Annotated in this window: 13 protein-coding genes and 1 tRNA gene; 5 read left to right on the top strand and 9 right to left on the bottom strand. The window is 66.4% G+C overall.

Going from position 1 to position 15576, the window contains the following annotated elements:
* Positions 1-67: 67 nt before the first annotated feature.
* The 6 genes from FOS14_RS10015 to FOS14_RS09990 all read right to left on the bottom strand — a co-directional run bounded on the left by FOS14_RS10015 (position 68) and on the right by FOS14_RS09990 (position 7134).
* Complete coding sequence (locus tag FOS14_RS10015; RefSeq protein WP_143770136.1) at positions 68-2587, bottom strand: [protein-PII] uridylyltransferase; 2520 nt, start codon at positions 2585-2587, stop codon at positions 68-70.
* A complete protein-coding gene (locus tag FOS14_RS10010) occupies positions 2577-2915 on the bottom strand; it encodes a P-II family nitrogen regulator (protein ID WP_143770191.1) in 339 nt (112 codons plus the stop codon). Before FOS14_RS10010 ends, FOS14_RS10015 begins: the two co-directional genes overlap by 11 nt.
* Positions 2916-2920: 5 nt before the next feature.
* Positions 2921-4273, bottom strand: a complete 1353-nt coding sequence (locus FOS14_RS10005) for an ammonium transporter (RefSeq protein ID WP_255450205.1) — start codon at positions 4271-4273, stop codon at positions 2921-2923.
* A 262-nt stretch (positions 4274-4535) separates the two neighbouring features.
* Positions 4536-4847, bottom strand: a complete 312-nt coding sequence (locus FOS14_RS10000) for a hypothetical protein (RefSeq protein WP_143770135.1) — start codon at positions 4845-4847, stop codon at positions 4536-4538.
* 139 nt (positions 4848-4986) lie between these two features.
* The gene (gene ftsY / locus FOS14_RS09995; protein ID WP_143770134.1) at positions 4987-6414 is read right to left on the bottom strand and encodes a signal recognition particle-docking protein FtsY; all 1428 of its coding nucleotides are present in this window, start codon (positions 6412-6414) and stop codon (positions 4987-4989) included.
* A gap of 24 nt (positions 6415-6438) precedes the next feature.
* Positions 6439-7134, bottom strand: a complete 696-nt coding sequence (locus tag FOS14_RS09990; RefSeq protein ID WP_255450204.1) for a TetR/AcrR family transcriptional regulator — start codon at positions 7132-7134, stop codon at positions 6439-6441.
* Between the two features lie 107 nt (positions 7135-7241).
* Between FOS14_RS09990 and FOS14_RS09985 the strand changes: the two genes are divergently transcribed.
* The 4 genes from FOS14_RS09985 to FOS14_RS09970 are packed head-to-tail and all read left to right on the top strand — an operon-like array spanning position 7242 to position 11327.
* Positions 7242-8411, top strand: a complete 1170-nt coding sequence (locus tag FOS14_RS09985) for an oxygenase MpaB family protein (protein WP_255450203.1) — start codon at positions 7242-7244, stop codon at positions 8409-8411.
* A 26-nt stretch (positions 8412-8437) separates the two neighbouring features.
* A complete protein-coding gene (locus FOS14_RS09980) occupies positions 8438-9337 on the top strand; it encodes an alpha/beta fold hydrolase (protein WP_143770132.1) in 900 nt (299 codons plus the stop codon).
* Positions 9334-10224 carry a metal-dependent hydrolase gene (locus tag FOS14_RS09975; RefSeq protein ID WP_143770131.1) on the top strand — a complete coding sequence of 297 codons (891 nt, stop codon included), beginning with the start codon at positions 9334-9336 and terminating at the stop codon, positions 10222-10224. The genes FOS14_RS09980 and FOS14_RS09975 overlap by 4 nt, the downstream gene beginning before the upstream one ends.
* Positions 10221-11327 (top strand): PDR/VanB family oxidoreductase, encoded by a 1107-nt coding sequence (locus FOS14_RS09970; RefSeq protein ID WP_143770130.1) that lies wholly within the window; start codon positions 10221-10223, stop codon positions 11325-11327. The genes FOS14_RS09975 and FOS14_RS09970 overlap by 4 nt, the downstream gene beginning before the upstream one ends.
* 79 nt (positions 11328-11406) lie before the next feature.
* On the opposite strand, the gene FOS14_RS09965 is transcribed toward FOS14_RS09970, so the two are convergent.
* The 3 genes from FOS14_RS09965 to FOS14_RS09955 form a co-directional block, all read right to left on the bottom strand.
* Positions 11407-11478, bottom strand: a tRNA-Val gene (locus FOS14_RS09965).
* A 26-nt stretch (positions 11479-11504) separates the two neighbouring features.
* Positions 11505-11969, bottom strand: coding sequence for a peroxiredoxin (locus tag FOS14_RS09960; protein ID WP_143770129.1), 465 nt, complete (start codon positions 11967-11969; stop codon positions 11505-11507).
* 22 nt (positions 11970-11991) lie between these two features.
* Positions 11992-12414 (bottom strand): DUF3052 domain-containing protein, encoded by a 423-nt coding sequence (locus FOS14_RS09955; protein ID WP_143770189.1) that lies wholly within the window; start codon positions 12412-12414, stop codon positions 11992-11994.
* Positions 12415-12831: 417 nt separating this feature from the next.
* On the opposite strand from FOS14_RS09955, the gene aceE reads away from it, so the two are divergent.
* Positions 12832-15561 carry a pyruvate dehydrogenase (acetyl-transferring), homodimeric type gene (gene aceE, locus FOS14_RS09950; RefSeq protein WP_255450220.1) on the top strand — a complete coding sequence of 910 codons (2730 nt, stop codon included), beginning with the start codon at positions 12832-12834 and terminating at the stop codon, positions 15559-15561.
* Positions 15562-15576: the final 15 nt, after the last annotated feature.

Here is a 15576-nt window from a genome sequence, read left to right as displayed (position 1 = left end):
CTCCTGGTCGTTACGTCGTGGTTTTGGCGGTCAACACACGCCGCGCTCCAGCGTAGTTGTTGCCGGACTAGCTCTGTGGACCCACGGCCTTCTTCGGCGCCGGCTGCGGCGTCACCGCGAGAAGCGCCGCCTCCACCCGCGCCCGCGAATCCAGCTCGCCGAATCGAACGCAGAAGGTGTCGATCACCACCGAACCCATCGTCGACACCTTCGCCCAGCGCACGTCCGCACCGAGCTGTTCGAGCACCCCGGCCAGCCTGCTCAGCAGCCCGAGCCGGTCTTCGGTGCGCACCTCAAGCAGCGCAACCTCGGGATCGTCGGTGTCGAACCAGAGCACCCGCGGCGGCGCCACCGCATAGGCCGTCGGCACCCCCTGCACCCCGACCTCGATCGGCTGGTTGGCCGCCTGATCCCGTTCCTTTTTGGCGAGTAGATCTTCCACATCCAGCTCACCGCTGATCGCGCGGATGAGTTCCTGGCGCAGCAGTCCGGCGGCGGGCGGAGTGCCGAACTTGGGCGACACGACGAAGGAGTTGACGGCCGATCCGCCCTCGCTGCCAACCGATGCCGAAAGCACCCGCAGCGAGTGCAGAGCCAACACGCCGGCCGCGTCGGAGAGCAGCCCGCGCTGATCGGGCGCGATGATCGTCACCACGTACGTGTGTTGGCCGCCCCCGGGTTGCAGGTCGACATGCACGCCGCCGTCAGTCGCGCGCCGCAACAGCTCCGGATCGATCGGATCGGGCGTCGGCAACCGCTCCCCCGCCATCACCAGGTGGCAGCGCCGGACCAACTCGCGGATCAGCGACGCCTTCCAGTCACCCCATACGCCCGGACCGGTGGCCAGCGAATCCGCCTCGGCCAGCACGTAGAGCAGTTGGAGCAGCGTGGGGTCGCCATCGAGCGCGTCGACGACGGCCTGCACGGTGGCGGGGTCTTCGAGATCCCGCCGGGTCGCGGTGTCGGGCAGCAGTAGGTGGTGGCGCGCGATAGAGCTGAGGGTCGCCACATCCGCCGGCCGTAGCCCGAGTCGGTTGCCGATCTGGGTGGCGAGCTCGGCCCCGACCACACTGTGGTCCCCGCCTCGGCCCTTGCCGATGTCGTGCAGCAGCGCGCCGAGCATGAGCAGATCCGGCCGAGCGACCCGAGTGGTGAAACCGCTTGCGTAGGCGGCTGTTTCGACGAGGTGACGGTCCACGGTCCAGGTGTGCACCGCGTCGCGGGGCGGGAGGTCACGCACCGCGCCCCACTCTGGTAAGAGCCTGCCCCACAACCCCGTCCGGTCGAGCGCTTCGATCACGCCGATGGCGTTGCGGCCCGAGCCGAGCAGCACCAAAAGGTCCCGTAACGCCTCTTTCGGCCAGGGCTCGCGCAGCTCGGGAGCCGCCTCGGATAGCCGGTTGAGCGTGGTCGCCGAGATCGGCAACCCGGTCTGCGCAGACACCGCCGCCACCCTGACGATCAGCCCCGGATCCTTGCTCGGTGCGGCGTCGCGAGCCAGCACCACCTCGCCGCCGTGCTCGACCACTCCCTCATCGAGTGGCCGGCGCACGGGCCCACGGCGCAGCCGCGACAGTCCTCGTTTCGGCAACGCATTGGCGGCAGTGCGCAACCCGACGTCCACCGAGTAGCCGACCGTGCGAGCGGCATCACTCAGCGTGCGGGCCAGGTCGAAGCGGTCGCCGATCTGCAACGCCGCGCCAATTTCGTCGGCGTCCTGCGCGCGCACCTGATCGCGAGCGCGTCCGGCGACCCGGTGCAATTCGGTACGGACGTCCAGCAAACGGCGATGCGCACTGGCCAGGCCGCCGCCGGGGACGTCGGGTCCCAGCCCCGGCATTGCGTCGGTCAACTGCGCCAACGCGAGCGCGTCGAGCAACTGAATGTCACGCAGCCCGCCGCGGCCGTTCTTCACGTCCGGCTCGGCACGATGCGCGATCTCACCGCTGCGGTCCCAGCGCGCCTGGCTCTGCGCCACCAATTCGTCGAAGCGCGAGCGGATCCCGTTGCGCCAGTCGCCGCGCACGCCGCCGATGAGTGCGTCGCTGAGTTCGCGGTTGCCGACGATGTGTCGGGCCTCGAGCATGCCGAGTGCGGCGGTGAGATCGTCGGCGGCGACGCTGAGTGCCTGCGGCACGGTTCGCACGCTGTGGTCGAGCTTGATGTGCGCGTCCCACAGCGGGTACCAGAGTTGATCGGCGACCTCCGACACGGTCTCGGGCGCCAGATCGGAGTGCAACAGCACCAGGTCGAGGTCGGAGTACGGGAGCATCTCGCCCCGGCCCAGACCGCCGACGGCAACGAGCGCGAAGCCGCTCTCGTCGGTGATGCCGACCTCGTGGCCCTTGGTCGTCAGCCAGAAGTCGTACAGGTCGACCAGGGCCTGGCGCAGCGTCGGGCCGTCGAGGCGGCGCGGCCGGCGACCGCCCTGCCTGTCGAGCAACTGCGCCCGCGCCCGCACGAGATCCCGGGCATCGGCTGGACCGCGGTGTGCTCCGGGTGGCACTGAAGCGGACGGCCCCGCCCTCGCCGTGGCATCGGCAGGAACGGGGCCGCTGGCGTGCGACCCTTCCGGGTCAGATGGCATCGGCGCCGCGTTCTCCGGTGCGCACCCGGATCACCGAGTCCACCGGCGTCACCCACACCTTGCCGTCGCCGATCTTGCCGGTCCGGGACGCCTCGACGATGACCTCGACGACCTTGTCCACCGCCGCGTCATCCACGACGACCTCGACCCGTACCTTCGGCACAAAATCCACGGAGTATTCAGCGCCGCGGTACACCTCGGTGTGGCCCTTCTGACGGCCGTACCCCTGAACCTCGCTGACGGTCATCCCGAGGACACCCGCCTGCTCGAGCCCAGCCTTGACGTCCTCGAGGGTGAACGGTTTGACGATTGCAGTGATCAGCTTCATTTCTGTCATGCCTCCCTGCCGGCCGCGCGGCTTAGTGCGGGGCTACCACCCAGTGCAGCGAAATCGTATGCCGTTTCCGCGTGCTCCGATTCATCCAGGCCCAGAGATTGATCTTCGTCGCTGGCTCGCAGGCCGATGGTCTTCTTGATCGCGAACGCGATGACGAGCGCGGCAGTGAACGACCACGCGAGCACCGCACCGGCGCCGACGGCCTGACGCCACAACTGATCGAGGCCGCCGCCGTAGAACAAGCCCTTGACTCCAGCCGGTGCTTCGGGAGCGGCTACCAGGCCGACCATGAGGGTGCCGAGAATACCGCCGACCAGGTGCACGCCGACGACGTCGAGCGAGTCATCGAAGCCGAACCGGAACTTCAGGCCGACCGCCAGCGCGCAGATCGCGCCGGCGACGATGCCGATAGCGAGCGCGCCGAGCACGTTCACCGACGAGCAGGACGGGGTGATGGCCACCAGACCGGCGACGATGCCCGACGCCGCGCCGAGGCTGGTGGGCTTGCCGTCACGAAGCTTCTCCACGACCAACCAGGCCAGCATCCCGGCGCAGGTAGCGACGGTCGTGGTCATGAACGTCGCACCGGCCGCGCCGTTGGAACCGACAGCCGAGCCGGCGTTGAAGCCATACCATCCGAACCACAGCAGCCCGGCCCCCAGCATGACGAACGGCAGGTTGTGCGGCCGGAACGGCGTCTTCGGCCAGCCGTTGCGGCGGCCGAGCACCAGCGCCAGCGCCAGGCCGGCCGCACCGGCGTTGATGTGCACCGCGGTACCACCGGCAAAGTCGATGGCCTTGAGCTTGTTCGCGATCCACCCACCATGGGAGGCGGTCACCCCGTCGAACGCGAACACCCAGTGCGCCACCGGGAAGTAGACGACGGTCGCCCAGATACCGGCGAACACCAGCCACGGTCCGAAGCGCAGCCGATCGGCCACCGCGCCGGAAATCAACGCGACGGTGATGATGGCGAACATCGCCTGGAATGCGACGAACACGGTCGCCGGGATGGTGCCCGCGAGCGGCACGGCCGCGTGCGAGGAGCCGCTGGCCAGGTAGGCGCCGCCGAAGAGCTTGCGCAACCCGAAGTACTGCCAGGGATCGCCGAAGAGGTTGTTCTTGTCCTCACCGAACGCCATGGAAAAGCCGTAGATCGACCACAACACACCGATCAGGCCCATGGCGCTGATGCTCATCATGATCATGTTGAGCACGTTCTTGCCACGAACCATGCCGCCATAGAAGAACGCCAGGCCCGGAGTCATGAGCAGCACGAGTGCTGAACTTGCCAGCATCCATGCTGTGTCACCGGCGTCGGGCGCGCCGATTAGTGGGAACGAATCCACCGTTGAGCCTCCTCATCCAATAGCCCAGCCTGGGGGCGGCTGATGACCTGCTCGAAAGGGTGCTCAGTCGGTGTTTCCGTGACGACACTTCGATGTTTCGCACAGGTGAACGCATGCCGGGCGACTGTTGCGCGCAGGTTTCGTCCGGCGCAAAACCCGGTTTTCAAGCCCGTGAGCCAGTGCCTTTGTCGCTGGGCGAAGCAAAAGCAAAAGCTCCGTCCTCGTCAAGAGAACGGAGCTTTCAGCTCACAATCGGCCACGCTCAGCCGGGAACCACCTCGGCATACCAGAACGTGCCCGGCAGGTCGCAGCTGCTCCAGGAGAGGTTGCCCTGGTATTCCGGCGGGCCGTACCGGTAGTAGGTGAACGGCGTCGGCCACTGGAAACAGTGAATCAGGATCCGGTGCCACACCGGGCCGAGGCAGTGTGAATACGCCGCCGTGTTGAACACCGGGGTCACGGTGCAGCCGGGGTCCGGGTCCGCCGCAGCGGTTCCGGTGCCGACGAACGCGGTTGCCGCCACGCCGGTGGCGATGATGGCGCTCGCGGCCGCCTTCTTGATAATTCCTCGCATCGAGATCTCCTGCTTCGTCGCGGATCTGCCCATTGAGCTGCACGAACAGACCGCAACGGCCGCCTGTCGAGCGTGAATCATGTTATTGGGCTGTGATCAGGTAAGGCCGGATTTTCTCGATTGCGAGTTACCGGGCGTGTCAGCCGAGCAGCGCGTCGACGAACGCGGCGGGCTCGAACGGCGCCAGGTCGTCGGCGCCCTCACCGAGACCGACGAGCTTCACCGGAACACCGAGTTCGTGCTGCACCTGGAAGACGATTCCGCCCTTGGCAGTGCCGTCCAATTTGGTGAGCACGACACCGGTGATGTCAACGACATCGGCGAACACGCGAGCCTGCGTGAGGCCGTTCTGACCGACGGTGGCGTCGAGCACCAGCAGTACCTCGTCGACCGATGCGGGTAGGGCGGAGCCTGCGGAGCGAGCGTTCAACGCCTTCTCGATGACGCGTTTGACCTTGCCGAGTTCGTCCATCAGGCCGGTCTTGGTGTGCAGGCGGCCCGCGGTGTCGACCACCACGACATCAACGCCCTCGGCGATGCCGGTGCTGACCGCATCGAAAGCCACCGAGGCGGGATCGGCACCCTCACGACCGCGCACGGTGTCGGCACCCACCCGCTCCCCCCACGTCTGCAACTGATCCGCCGCGGCCGCGCGAAAGGTGTCGGCCGCGCCGAGCAGCACCCGCCGACCGTCGGCGACCAATACGCGAGCGAGCTTGCCGGTCGTGGTGGTCTTGCCGGTGCCGTTGACGCCGACGACCAACAGGATCGACGGATGATCGTCGTGCGGCAGCGCGCGCACGGAACGGTCGAACTCCGGGTGCAAGTGCTCGATGAGCACCTCGCGGAGCAGCGCGCGTGCCTGCGCCTCGGTCCGGACGCTGCGCGACGCCATCTTTTCGCGCAGGTCGTTGACCACCGCCATCGTGACCGGAGTGCCCAGGTCTGCGATCAGCAGCGTGTCCTCGACCTCTTCCCAGGAGTCCTCGTCGAGGTCGCCGCCGCCGAGCAGACCGAGCAGACTCTTGCCGACCGCGTTCTGCGAACGCGACAACCGTCCGCGCAGCCGCTCGAGACGTCCCTCAGTGGGCTCGATCTCCTCGATGGCAGGCGCCGTTGCGGCGCCTTCGGCGGTGTCCGGTACCGCGGGGGCGGGGATGTCGACCTGCGGGGCGCCCGGCTCATCGAGTGTCGGCTCGGGCAGCCGCACGTCGGTGATCCCGCGCCTTGGCGCATCGCGTGGGATCGCCGCGTCGTCACCGACCCGCGGTTGGCCCTCGGTATCGGTCCGCTCGGGAACCGGCGGCGTGGTGTCGGGGCCCGCTGGCTTTGCAGGCGCGGCGTCGCTACGAGGTGGCGGAACAACCGGTGGTGCAGTGGCGGTTCCGCCCTGACTGAAGGTGAAGCCACCGCCCGCCTGATAGCCGCCGGAACGGTCCTCGAGCGCCTGCGTCGGCTTGCTGGTCAGCGAAATTCGCCGCTGGCGGTAGCGCAGCAGCCCTGCCACCAGCACGATAAGCACGAGGGCGGCGGCGATGGCAATGATGATCCAGGCTTGCGTGCTCACCCGGCCATCTTGTCACGGTTCGGACTACTTCTTGGCTGCCGACTCCTGGGCCCTGGTGAGGGCGACGAACATCGGCTCGTCGGGGTCGACGTCAAGTTTGTGGCGTCGCAGAAAGGCAGCGATGATGCCCCAAACCAGGTCGCTCACCTCGTCTACGAACGTTTGCACGGGCGGCGGCTCATCCTCAGGGGTCTTGGACAGCCACAGGTCGGTACAGGCCACGATCGACCCCACGGCGGCCTGCGCCGTGTAGTCGATCCCGCTCGAGTCGACGTGCACCGCCTCCAGCATCGCCGTGGCGAGGTCTTGCATCCGCTGTGCCAATTCGCGCCCGATGTCCAGCGGGAAGGACCCCGGCTCGCCGCTCGGTGTCGACGAGCCCAGAACCAGGAAGCGGAACACGTTGGGATGGCCGCCGATCTCCTCGGCATAGCCGGTGATCGCATGGCGCAGCGAACGCATCGGCGATTGCAGCGCGAAGTTGAAGTCCGGGAGCACCCGGCGATAGATGTCCTCGCGCATCCGCTGCGCGATCGCCGTATACAGCTCGTGCTTGTCAGCGAACTGCCGGTACAGCCGCGGCTTGGACCCACCCGCCGCGCGCGCGATCGCGTCCATGCTCGGCCGCGGACCGTCGGTATCGATCACGCGGTACGCGGCGTCGATGAACTCTTCGCGAACGCGCGCGCGGGCCGTTTGGGCGGCGTCTGCAGTGGTCACCGGTGCATTAGACCCAGCTCGCGGGGAATCAGCCAAGTCTCGGGTCGATCTCGATTTGACATTGGACAAGACGCGGTCCATTGTCCAACTACCGTACCGCCGGTAACATGGAACGTGCCTACCGGTACGCCACTGCACCTCCAACGATGAAGGAAGCCGCGATGCTGGGTGTCTCCAGAATGCTGGAAGTGGTCGGAATCTCCGATCCCGGCAAGAACTACTCGCCGAGCGCCGACTACGGCTTCTTCGGCCCCGGCTCGGTGACCTGGAAGGTGTGGTCGTATCCGAGTTCGGCGCTGATGGGCTTTCAGCGGTCGGTGACCATCGAGCAACTCGACCCCAACCTCAACGCTGCCGTCGAGCACAGCGGTGGCGTCCGCTACCGCCCGCGCACCCGTTACGAGCGAACCATGCGCTACTTCGCACTTGTCGCCTTCGGTGACACGGCGACCGCAACGAAGGCCGCAGACGTGCTGGTCAAGGTGCATTCCAAGGCAATCGGCACCGACCCCGTCACCGGCGGCACCTACGACGCCAACTCGCCGGAGTCACAGCTCTGGATCCACGTCACGGCCTGGCATTCCATCCTGTACTGCTACGAGAAGTTCGGCCCGGGCAAGCTGACCGAGGACGAGGAGCGCCAGTACTGGGCGGAATGCGCCCGCGCCGCCGAATTGCAGACGATCGATCCCGCCGACGTTCCGCGCAGCCGGGACGAGGTCCGCGCCTACTTCGAAAGCTGGCGGCCGCGGATCGCGGCGTCGGAGCTGGCACAGTCGATGACCGATTTCATCCTGCACACCGAGGTCGCGTTCCCGGAGGATCTGCCGGCGTGGAGTCGGCCGCTGCAGATCCCGCTTGCCCGTCTACTCGCCAAGGGCACCATTTCGACCTATCCGCGCCACTTCCGGAAGCTCTTCGGAATCAGCCAGTCGGGGGCTGAAGATCTGATGGTGCAATGGTTCCTGCGCGTCGCGTTCGGCGTGATCGGCAGCAACAAGGCGCTCTACGCCGCGGTCGCGGATTTCTTGGTGCCCACCACCGCGCCGATCGCCATGCCGGCCGTGCTCGGCATTCCGGCGCAGTCGCCGGCCACGATGACGCCGCGGGAAGCTCAGCGACGCTACGGCTACGACATTCCCGCCGAGGCGCACAAGGCGCTGCGGGCCAAGCAAGAAGCGCGGGTCTTCGGCGCCGGCCAGGCTCCTAGTGACGAGGGGCTGATCGAGTCGCAGGGTCTCATCGGCGCAATGCAGGGCAAGCAGGTCTCCGCCTGATTCGGCGACAAACCAAAGGATTGACAATGACGTCAACTCTGGCATCCTCACGCGCCTGCACGGTGCGCAACGGCGACATCGAACTGGCCGTGCACGAATATGGCCCGCCCGACGCGCCCACCATCGTCCTCGTACACGGCTGGCCAGACACCCATCACCTCTGGAGCGGGGTCGTCCCGCTTCTGGCCGACGAATTCCACGTCGTCGCTTACGACGTGCGCGGACACGGTGAATCCACTAATCCACCGGACGTCAGTGACTTTCGGCTGTCAGAGCTGGCCAAGGATCTGTTCGCCGTCATCGACGCGACCAGTTCCGAGCCGGTTCATCTGCTCGCCCACGACTGGGGATCGGTCACCGGGTGGGAGGCGGTCTGCGAACCGGGCGCCGAACGCCGGATCGCGTCGTTCACGTCGATCTCTGGACCCAACCTCGATCACCTCGGTTGGTGGGTCCGCGATCGGCTGGCCCGCCCGACGCCACGCAATGTTGCGGGACCGCTGAGCCAACTCGTGTCGTCGGCCTACACGGCGTTTTTCATGATGCCCGGGTTGCCGCGCTGGTTCTTCGGATTGCTCGGCACGGAACGGAACTGGCGTCTCGCGCTACGCTTCATGGAAGGCATGCCGGTCGACAAAGCCCAGTTCGCGCCCACGCTGCGCGCGGACATGGTCAGCGGTCTGCGGATCTACCGAGCGAATATCGCCCAGCGCCTGCTCAATCCGCGCGAACGGCACACCGAAGTTCCGGTGCAGTTGCTGATCAACACCCGCGACGTCGCTGTTCGGGCGGCCGGGTACGCCGACACCGAGCGGTGGGTGCGCCGACTCGTTCGCCAGGAATTACCCACCGGCCACTGGCTGCCCTATTCGCAGCCGACTGTGGTGGCCGAGGCGACGCGACAGTTCGTGGGGAGTTTGCGATGAGCCGGAAAGTTTCGGCACTCGACCCTGGAAAGGTCGACGTGCATGCCCGCAATGTCAGCTTCGATTGGCGCAACACGCCCTTGCATTGGATGGCGCTGGATCCGGTCGCCTCACACCTCATCAGTGCGCTGACGCTGCTGCTGCCCGAGGGCGAACGAATGTTCTGCGCCGCGTTCACGGAAGCGCTGCCACTCATCGCCGACGAGAAGTTGCGCGAAGACGTGCTGGGTTTTATCGGCCAGGAGTCGATGCACGCCCGCACGCATGACAAGGCGATCGAGGAGTTTCTCGAGGGCAACGGCATCGACGTGCGGCCCTTTGTCGCTCACGCCGAGTACATCTTCCGCACGATCCTCGGGCCGCGGACCGAGCTCGGCCCGGTGGCGCAGCGGCAGTACCTGCTCGAACGGCTGGCCGTAATCTCCGGGCTCGAGCACATGTTCGCCTTCCTCGGCGACTGGATCATCAATGCCGACCTCGAACGATTCGGCGCGGATCCGGCAATGCTGGATCTGTACCGCTGGCACGGCGCGGAGGAGGTCGAGCATCGCAACGTCGCCCACGACGTCGCCGAGTACTTCGACATGAGCTACACCCGACGCAATCTCGCCATGGTGATCGCCGTGTTCAGCTTGCTGCTGTTCCTGATTCGCGGCGCCAAGTTCCTGACCCATGAGGACCCGGCACTGGACAAGCCCGGGTACCCGCGAATGCTGTGGCGAATCGTTGGCTCGATGCGTCGCGGCGCGCTGCCGTCCTTTTCGATGATCGGCCGCAGCCTCGCGCACTGCCTCAAGCCGGGCTACAGCCCAGAGGTGGTCGGCAACACTGCGCAGGCCCTGGCCTACCTGGCCACCTCCCCGGCCGCGCGGGCCGCGGCATCTTGAGCGGCCGATACCCGGCGCCGGACCGGATACCCGCCGGACTCTACGGAGCGGCGCGCCAAGACCTCGTCGTGCGGGCGTACGAACGGTTTGTCTCCGGTTACGTGCGGGCCTCGACGCTCGTGCATCGCCGCGACGTCGTGGCCAAGCCAGTGGATCCGAGCCTGACGCTCGTCGTCCGAGAGCGCCGCGTCCAAGCGCGGGACGAGAACGTTGTCAGTCTCGATCTCATGGCACTGGACGGCCGCCCACTGCTGCCCTGGCATCCGGGCGCCCACCTCGATGTGACGCTGCCATCAGGTCGGCGCCGGCAGTACTCGCTGTGCGGCGACCCGGCCGACCGGCGTCGCTACCGGATCGCCGTGCGCCGGATTCCCGGCGGCGGCGGTGGATCGATCGAACTGCACGACCGGGTCCGCGTCGGCACCGCGTTGCGAGTAGGTGGACCCCGCAATGCTTTTGGCTTTGCCGTGCCCGGATACGGCTCCCCCGCCCGGCGCCTGCACCTCATTGCCGGCGGCATCGGAATCACACCGATCCTGCCGATGGCGCGACTTGCCGACCGAGTCGGCCTGGATTGGTCGATGACCTACACCGGCCGCAGCCGGGAGTCGCTGCCGTTTCTCGATGAGATCGAGGCGTTCGGAGCACGGGTGAGCGTGCGCACCGACGACGAGCACCGCCTGCCTACGGCCGCCGAACTGCTCGGCGACCTCGAGTCGCGCATGGCCATCTATTGCTGCGGGCCGGCACCGATGGTCAGCGGGATGCTCGTCGCGTTGCGTGGCGTACGCGACGTGGAGTTCCACTACGAACGCTTCTCGGCGCCGCCGGTGGTGAACGGTAAGGAGTTCGAGGTCGAGCTGGCCAGCACCGGTGAGGTTCTCACTGTTCCAGCCGACCGCAGCGCGCTCGACGTGGTTAGGCAAGCGCGCCCGGACATCGCGTACTCCTGCCAGCAAGGCTTCTGCCGAACCTGTCGAGTTCGGGTGCTCGGCGGCACAGCGCAGCATCGGGAGTCGACGCTGCTTCCCGGCGAACGCGAGGCGGGCGACATGCTGATCTGTGTGTCTCGCGGTGACGGCCGGTTGGTCCTGGATCTCTGAGTCGGCCTGTCGCGTGTGTAGTTGTTCAGGCTGAATGCGCCGACATGGCCTGAACAACTACGCGGTCAACTGCTCTGGGTGGGCGCAGAGGGGTTCGAACCCCCGACCGCTGGTGTGTAAAACCAGAGCTCTACCACTGAGCTATACGCCCGGGACCGACAGCCGTCGGCCAACGGCTCAATAATCTAGCGCGGCCAGCGCTTTCTCCCAAGCGTCCTGGTCACGGGCCTCTCCCGGCCCGTTCATCTCCGAAAATCGGATAATTCCGGACTTGTCCACAACGAAGGTCCCCCGGTTGGCGTAGCCGGCTTTAGCGTTGAACACCTCGTACGCCTGCGCGACGGCGCCGTGCGGCCAGAAGTCCGAGAGCAACGGGAAGGTGTAGCCGTGCTCGGCCGCCCATACCTTGTGGGTCGGTGAGGGCCCGACAGAGATGGCCAGGATCTCGGTGTCGTCGTTGGAGAACTTGGGCAGCTCGTCGCGAACCTTGCACAGCTCGCCCTGACAGGTTCCGGTGAAGGCGAGCGGGTAGAAGACGATCAGCACGTTTTTCTTGCCCCGAAAGTCCGAGAGCGTGATCGGCTGGTTGTTCTGATCCTTGAGCGTGAAGTCGGGCGCGAGAGTGCCCACGGGCAGCGGCATCGGCGTGGTTCCTTCCCAGACCTCAGCGCTTGGCGGCGCGGGCCTTCGGCTGCACGAGCCGGCTCCCGGTCCAGGAGCCGAGGTTGACCGCGGACGTCTGGGTCAGACCCGCTGTCGGTGCGGATTCGGCGATTTCGCTCGGTTCGACGTGACCGGGCTTGCCGGTCTTCGGCGTCAGCACCCATACAAACCCGTCGTCGGAGAGCGGGCCGATCGCGTCCATCAGCGCGTCGACCAAGTCGCCGTCGCCGTCGCGCCACCACAGCAGGACCACGTCGATGACCTCGTCGGCATCTTCGTCGAGCAGCTCGTCACCGATGGCGTCCTCGACGTCGGCGCGCAGATCGTCGTCGGTGTCGGAGTCCCAACCCAGTTCCTGAACCACCATGCCGTGCGAGATGCCAAGTTTCTTAGCGTAGTTCTGCGCGTCCGCCGCGGCGACCACGGTGGTTTCCTCCTCGGTTGCGGTGTTGAGCAAATACCGAGCCAGCGGTCCGCGTGGCTCGGGTAGTGCTAGCGAACATCGTCGCGGTCGATAGCGCAAGACGCTGCGCAAATTCGACTCCTGGCGTGTCGCCTCCGTTCCATCATGCGGCAGCCCCATACAGCGTCGACGCCCACCCCGGCAGGTTGTGGCGACATCCTGCTGCCGCTCGCGCGTCGATGGGGAAGGATGGAGATGCACGACACAGCATGCGGAGTGTCCTACCCGGATCCACTCCATTGAAAAGCGTACGCAGACCACGCGTACCGGCGCTGAGGAGAAACGTTGACCGACCTGAACGAAAAGTCCCGGACCGACCAATCGGGACAGCAAGCCACCGCCACGAGCTCGAATGGCAGGAGCAACTCGGATGGACGCGTGCGCGTCATTCGCGAGGGTGTGGCGTCGTACCTCCCGGACATCGACCCGGAAGAGACGAGCGAGTGGCTGGAATCGTTCGACATGCTGCTGGACCGCGAGGGCCCCAGCCGCGCACGTTATCTGTTGCTGCGCATGCTCGAGCGCGCTGGTGAACGTCGGGTCGCGATTCCCTCGTTAACCTCCACCGACTACGTCAACACCATTCCCACTGAAAACGAGCCGTGGTTCCCCGGTGACGAAGAGGTGGAGCGCCGCTACCGCGCGTGGATCCGCTGGAACGCGGCGATCATGGTGCACCGCGCGCAGCGTCCCGGTGTGGGCGTCGGCGGTCACATCTCCACCTACGCTTCCTCGGCTGCGCTCTATGAGGTCGGGTTCAACCACTTCTTCCGCGGTAAGCAGCACTCCGGCGGCGGCGACCAGGTGTTCATCCAGGGCCATGCCTCCCCCGGCATCTACGCACGCGCCTACCTCGAGGGCCGCATCTCGGCCGAGCGTCTGGACGGCTTCCGGCAGGAGTACAGCCACGCCGGACCGGGCAAGGGATTGCCGTCCTACCCGCACCCGCGCCTGATGCCGGACTTCTGGGAGTTCCCGACGGTCTCCATGGGGATCGGCCCCATGAATGCCATCTACCAGGCCCGCTTCAACCACTACCTGCACGATCGCGGCCTCAAGGACACCTCCGACCAGCACGTGTGGGCATTCCTCGGCGACGGCGAGATGGATGAGCCCGAGTCGCGCGGTCTCGCCCATGTCGCAGCGTTGGAAGGACTGGACAACCTCACCTTTGTCATCAACTGCAACCTGCAGCGCCTCGACGGACCGGTGCGCGGCAACGGCAAGATCATCCAGGAGCTGGAAAGTTTCTTCCGTGGCGCCGGCTGGAACGTCATCAAGGTCATCTGGGGCCGCGAATGGGACGCACTGCTGCAGAAGGATCGTGACGGCGCCCTCGTGCACGTCATGAACACCACCCCGGACGGGGATTATCAGACCTACAAGGCCAACGACGGCGGCTATGTGCGGGAACACTTCTTCGGCCGTGACCCGCGCACCAAGGAACTGGTCAAGGATCTCAGCGACCAAGAGATCTGGAACCTCAAGCGCGGTGGTCACGACTATCGCAAGATCTACGCCGCCTACGCCGCCGCGATGGCGCACAAGGGCCAACCGACCGTGATTCTGGCCAAGACCATCAAGGGCTACACGCTCGGCAAGCACTTCGAGGCCCGCAATGCCACGCACCAGATGAAGAAGCTGACGCTGGACGACCTCAAGGAGTTCCGCGACCTGCAGCGGATCCCGGTGTCGGATGCGGAGCTGGAGAAGGATCCCTACCTGCCGCCGTACTACCACCCCGGCATGGATGCTCCGGAGATCCAGTACATGATCGACCGGCGCCAGACTCTCGGCGGCTTCCTACCGGAGCGACGCACCAAAGCCAAGGCGCTCACGTTGCCGGGCGACGACGTCTACAAGACCATCCGCAAGGGTTCAGGCAAGCAAGAAGTGGCCACCACCATGGCGCTGGTGCGGGTCATGAAGGAGCTGTTGCGCGACGAAAACATCGGCCCCCGCATCGTGCCGATCATCCCGGACGAGGCGCGGACTTTCGGCATGGACTCGTGGTTCCCGTCGCTGAAGATCTACAACCGCAACGGCCAGCTGTATACCTCCGTCGACGCCGAGCTCATGCTGGCCTACAAGGAATCGACGGTCGGCCAGATCTTGCACGAGGGCATCAACGAGGCGGGTTCCACCTCATCGTTCACCGCCGTCGGCACGTCCTACGCCACCCACGACGAACCGATGATTCCGCTCTACATCTTCTATTCGATGTTCGGATTCCAGCGCACCGGCGATTTCTTCTGGGCGGCAGCCGACCAGATGGCCCGCGGATTCGTTCTCGGCGCCACAGCTGGCCGCACGACGCTGACCGGTGAGGGCCTGCAGCACGCCGACGGGCATTCGCTCCTGCTGGCCTCGACCAATCCGGCGGTGGTGGCGTACGACCCGGCCTTCGCGTACGAGATCACCCACATAGTCCAGGAGGGACTGCGGCGGATGTTCGGGGAGGACCCGGAGAACATCTACTACTACCTCACCCTCTACAACGAGCCGTACCAGCAGCCGGCGCAGCCCGACGACCTCGACGTCGAGGGCTTGCTCAAGGGCATTTACCGGTACCGCCCGGCCCGGCACAACTCGGATCTGAAGGCCAACATCCTGGTCTCGGGCGTCACGGTGCCCGACGGGCTGCATGCACAGGAACTGCTGGCCGAGGAGTGGAACGTCGCTGCCGACGTCTGGTCGGTGACGTCGTGGGGCGAGCTGCGCCGCGACGGCGTCGAATGCGAAAAGCGGGCGTTGCTCAATCCCGGCGAGGACGCACCGGTGCCCTACGTAACCCATGCGCTGAACAATGCCGAGGGACCATTCGTTGCGGCGAGTGACTGGATGCGCGGCGTGAGCGACCAGATCCGGCAATGGGTTCCGGGCGACTACACGACCCTGGGCACCGACGGATTCGGCTTCTCCGATACCCGCCCGGCCGCGCGTCGGGTCTTCAACGTGGACGCCCAATCCATCACCGTCGCGGTGCTGGCTGCGTTGGCCCGGGCGGGCAAGGTCGATCGGAGTGTGGCCGCCGAAGCCGCTGCGAAGTACAAGATCGACGACCCGCTGGCCGCACCCAAGCAGACTTCCGACCCCGGCGTCGCATGATTCACAGCGCCAGGG

Source organism: Skermania sp. ID1734, from assembly GCF_007489285.1.
Taxonomy (GTDB): domain Bacteria; phylum Actinomycetota; class Actinomycetes; order Mycobacteriales; family Mycobacteriaceae; genus ID1734.
This window is presented reverse-complemented; position numbering and strand designations above follow the sequence as displayed.

Bases quoted from the DNA above. Each gene is read 5' to 3' on its own strand.
- FOS14_RS10015 (WP_143770136.1), bottom strand. From the start codon at position 2,587: ATGCCATCTGACCCGGAAGGGTCGCACGCCAGCGGCCCCGTTCCTGCC.
- FOS14_RS10010 (WP_143770191.1), bottom strand. From the start codon at position 2,915: ATGAAGCTGATCACTGCAATCGTCAAACCGTTCACCCTCGAGGACGTC.
- FOS14_RS10000 (WP_143770135.1), bottom strand. From the start codon at position 4,847: ATGCGAGGAATTATCAAGAAGGCGGCCGCGAGCGCCATCATCGCCACC.
- FOS14_RS09985 (WP_255450203.1), top strand. From the start codon at position 7,242: ATGGAACGTGCCTACCGGTACGCCACTGCACCTCCAACGATGAAGGAA.
- FOS14_RS09980 (WP_143770132.1), top strand. From the start codon at position 8,438: ATGACGTCAACTCTGGCATCCTCACGCGCCTGCACGGTGCGCAACGGC.
- FOS14_RS09975 (WP_143770131.1), top strand. From the start codon at position 9,334: ATGAGCCGGAAAGTTTCGGCACTCGACCCTGGAAAGGTCGACGTGCAT.
- FOS14_RS09960 (WP_143770129.1), bottom strand. From the start codon at position 11,969: ATGCCGCTGCCCGTGGGCACTCTCGCGCCCGACTTCACGCTCAAGGAT.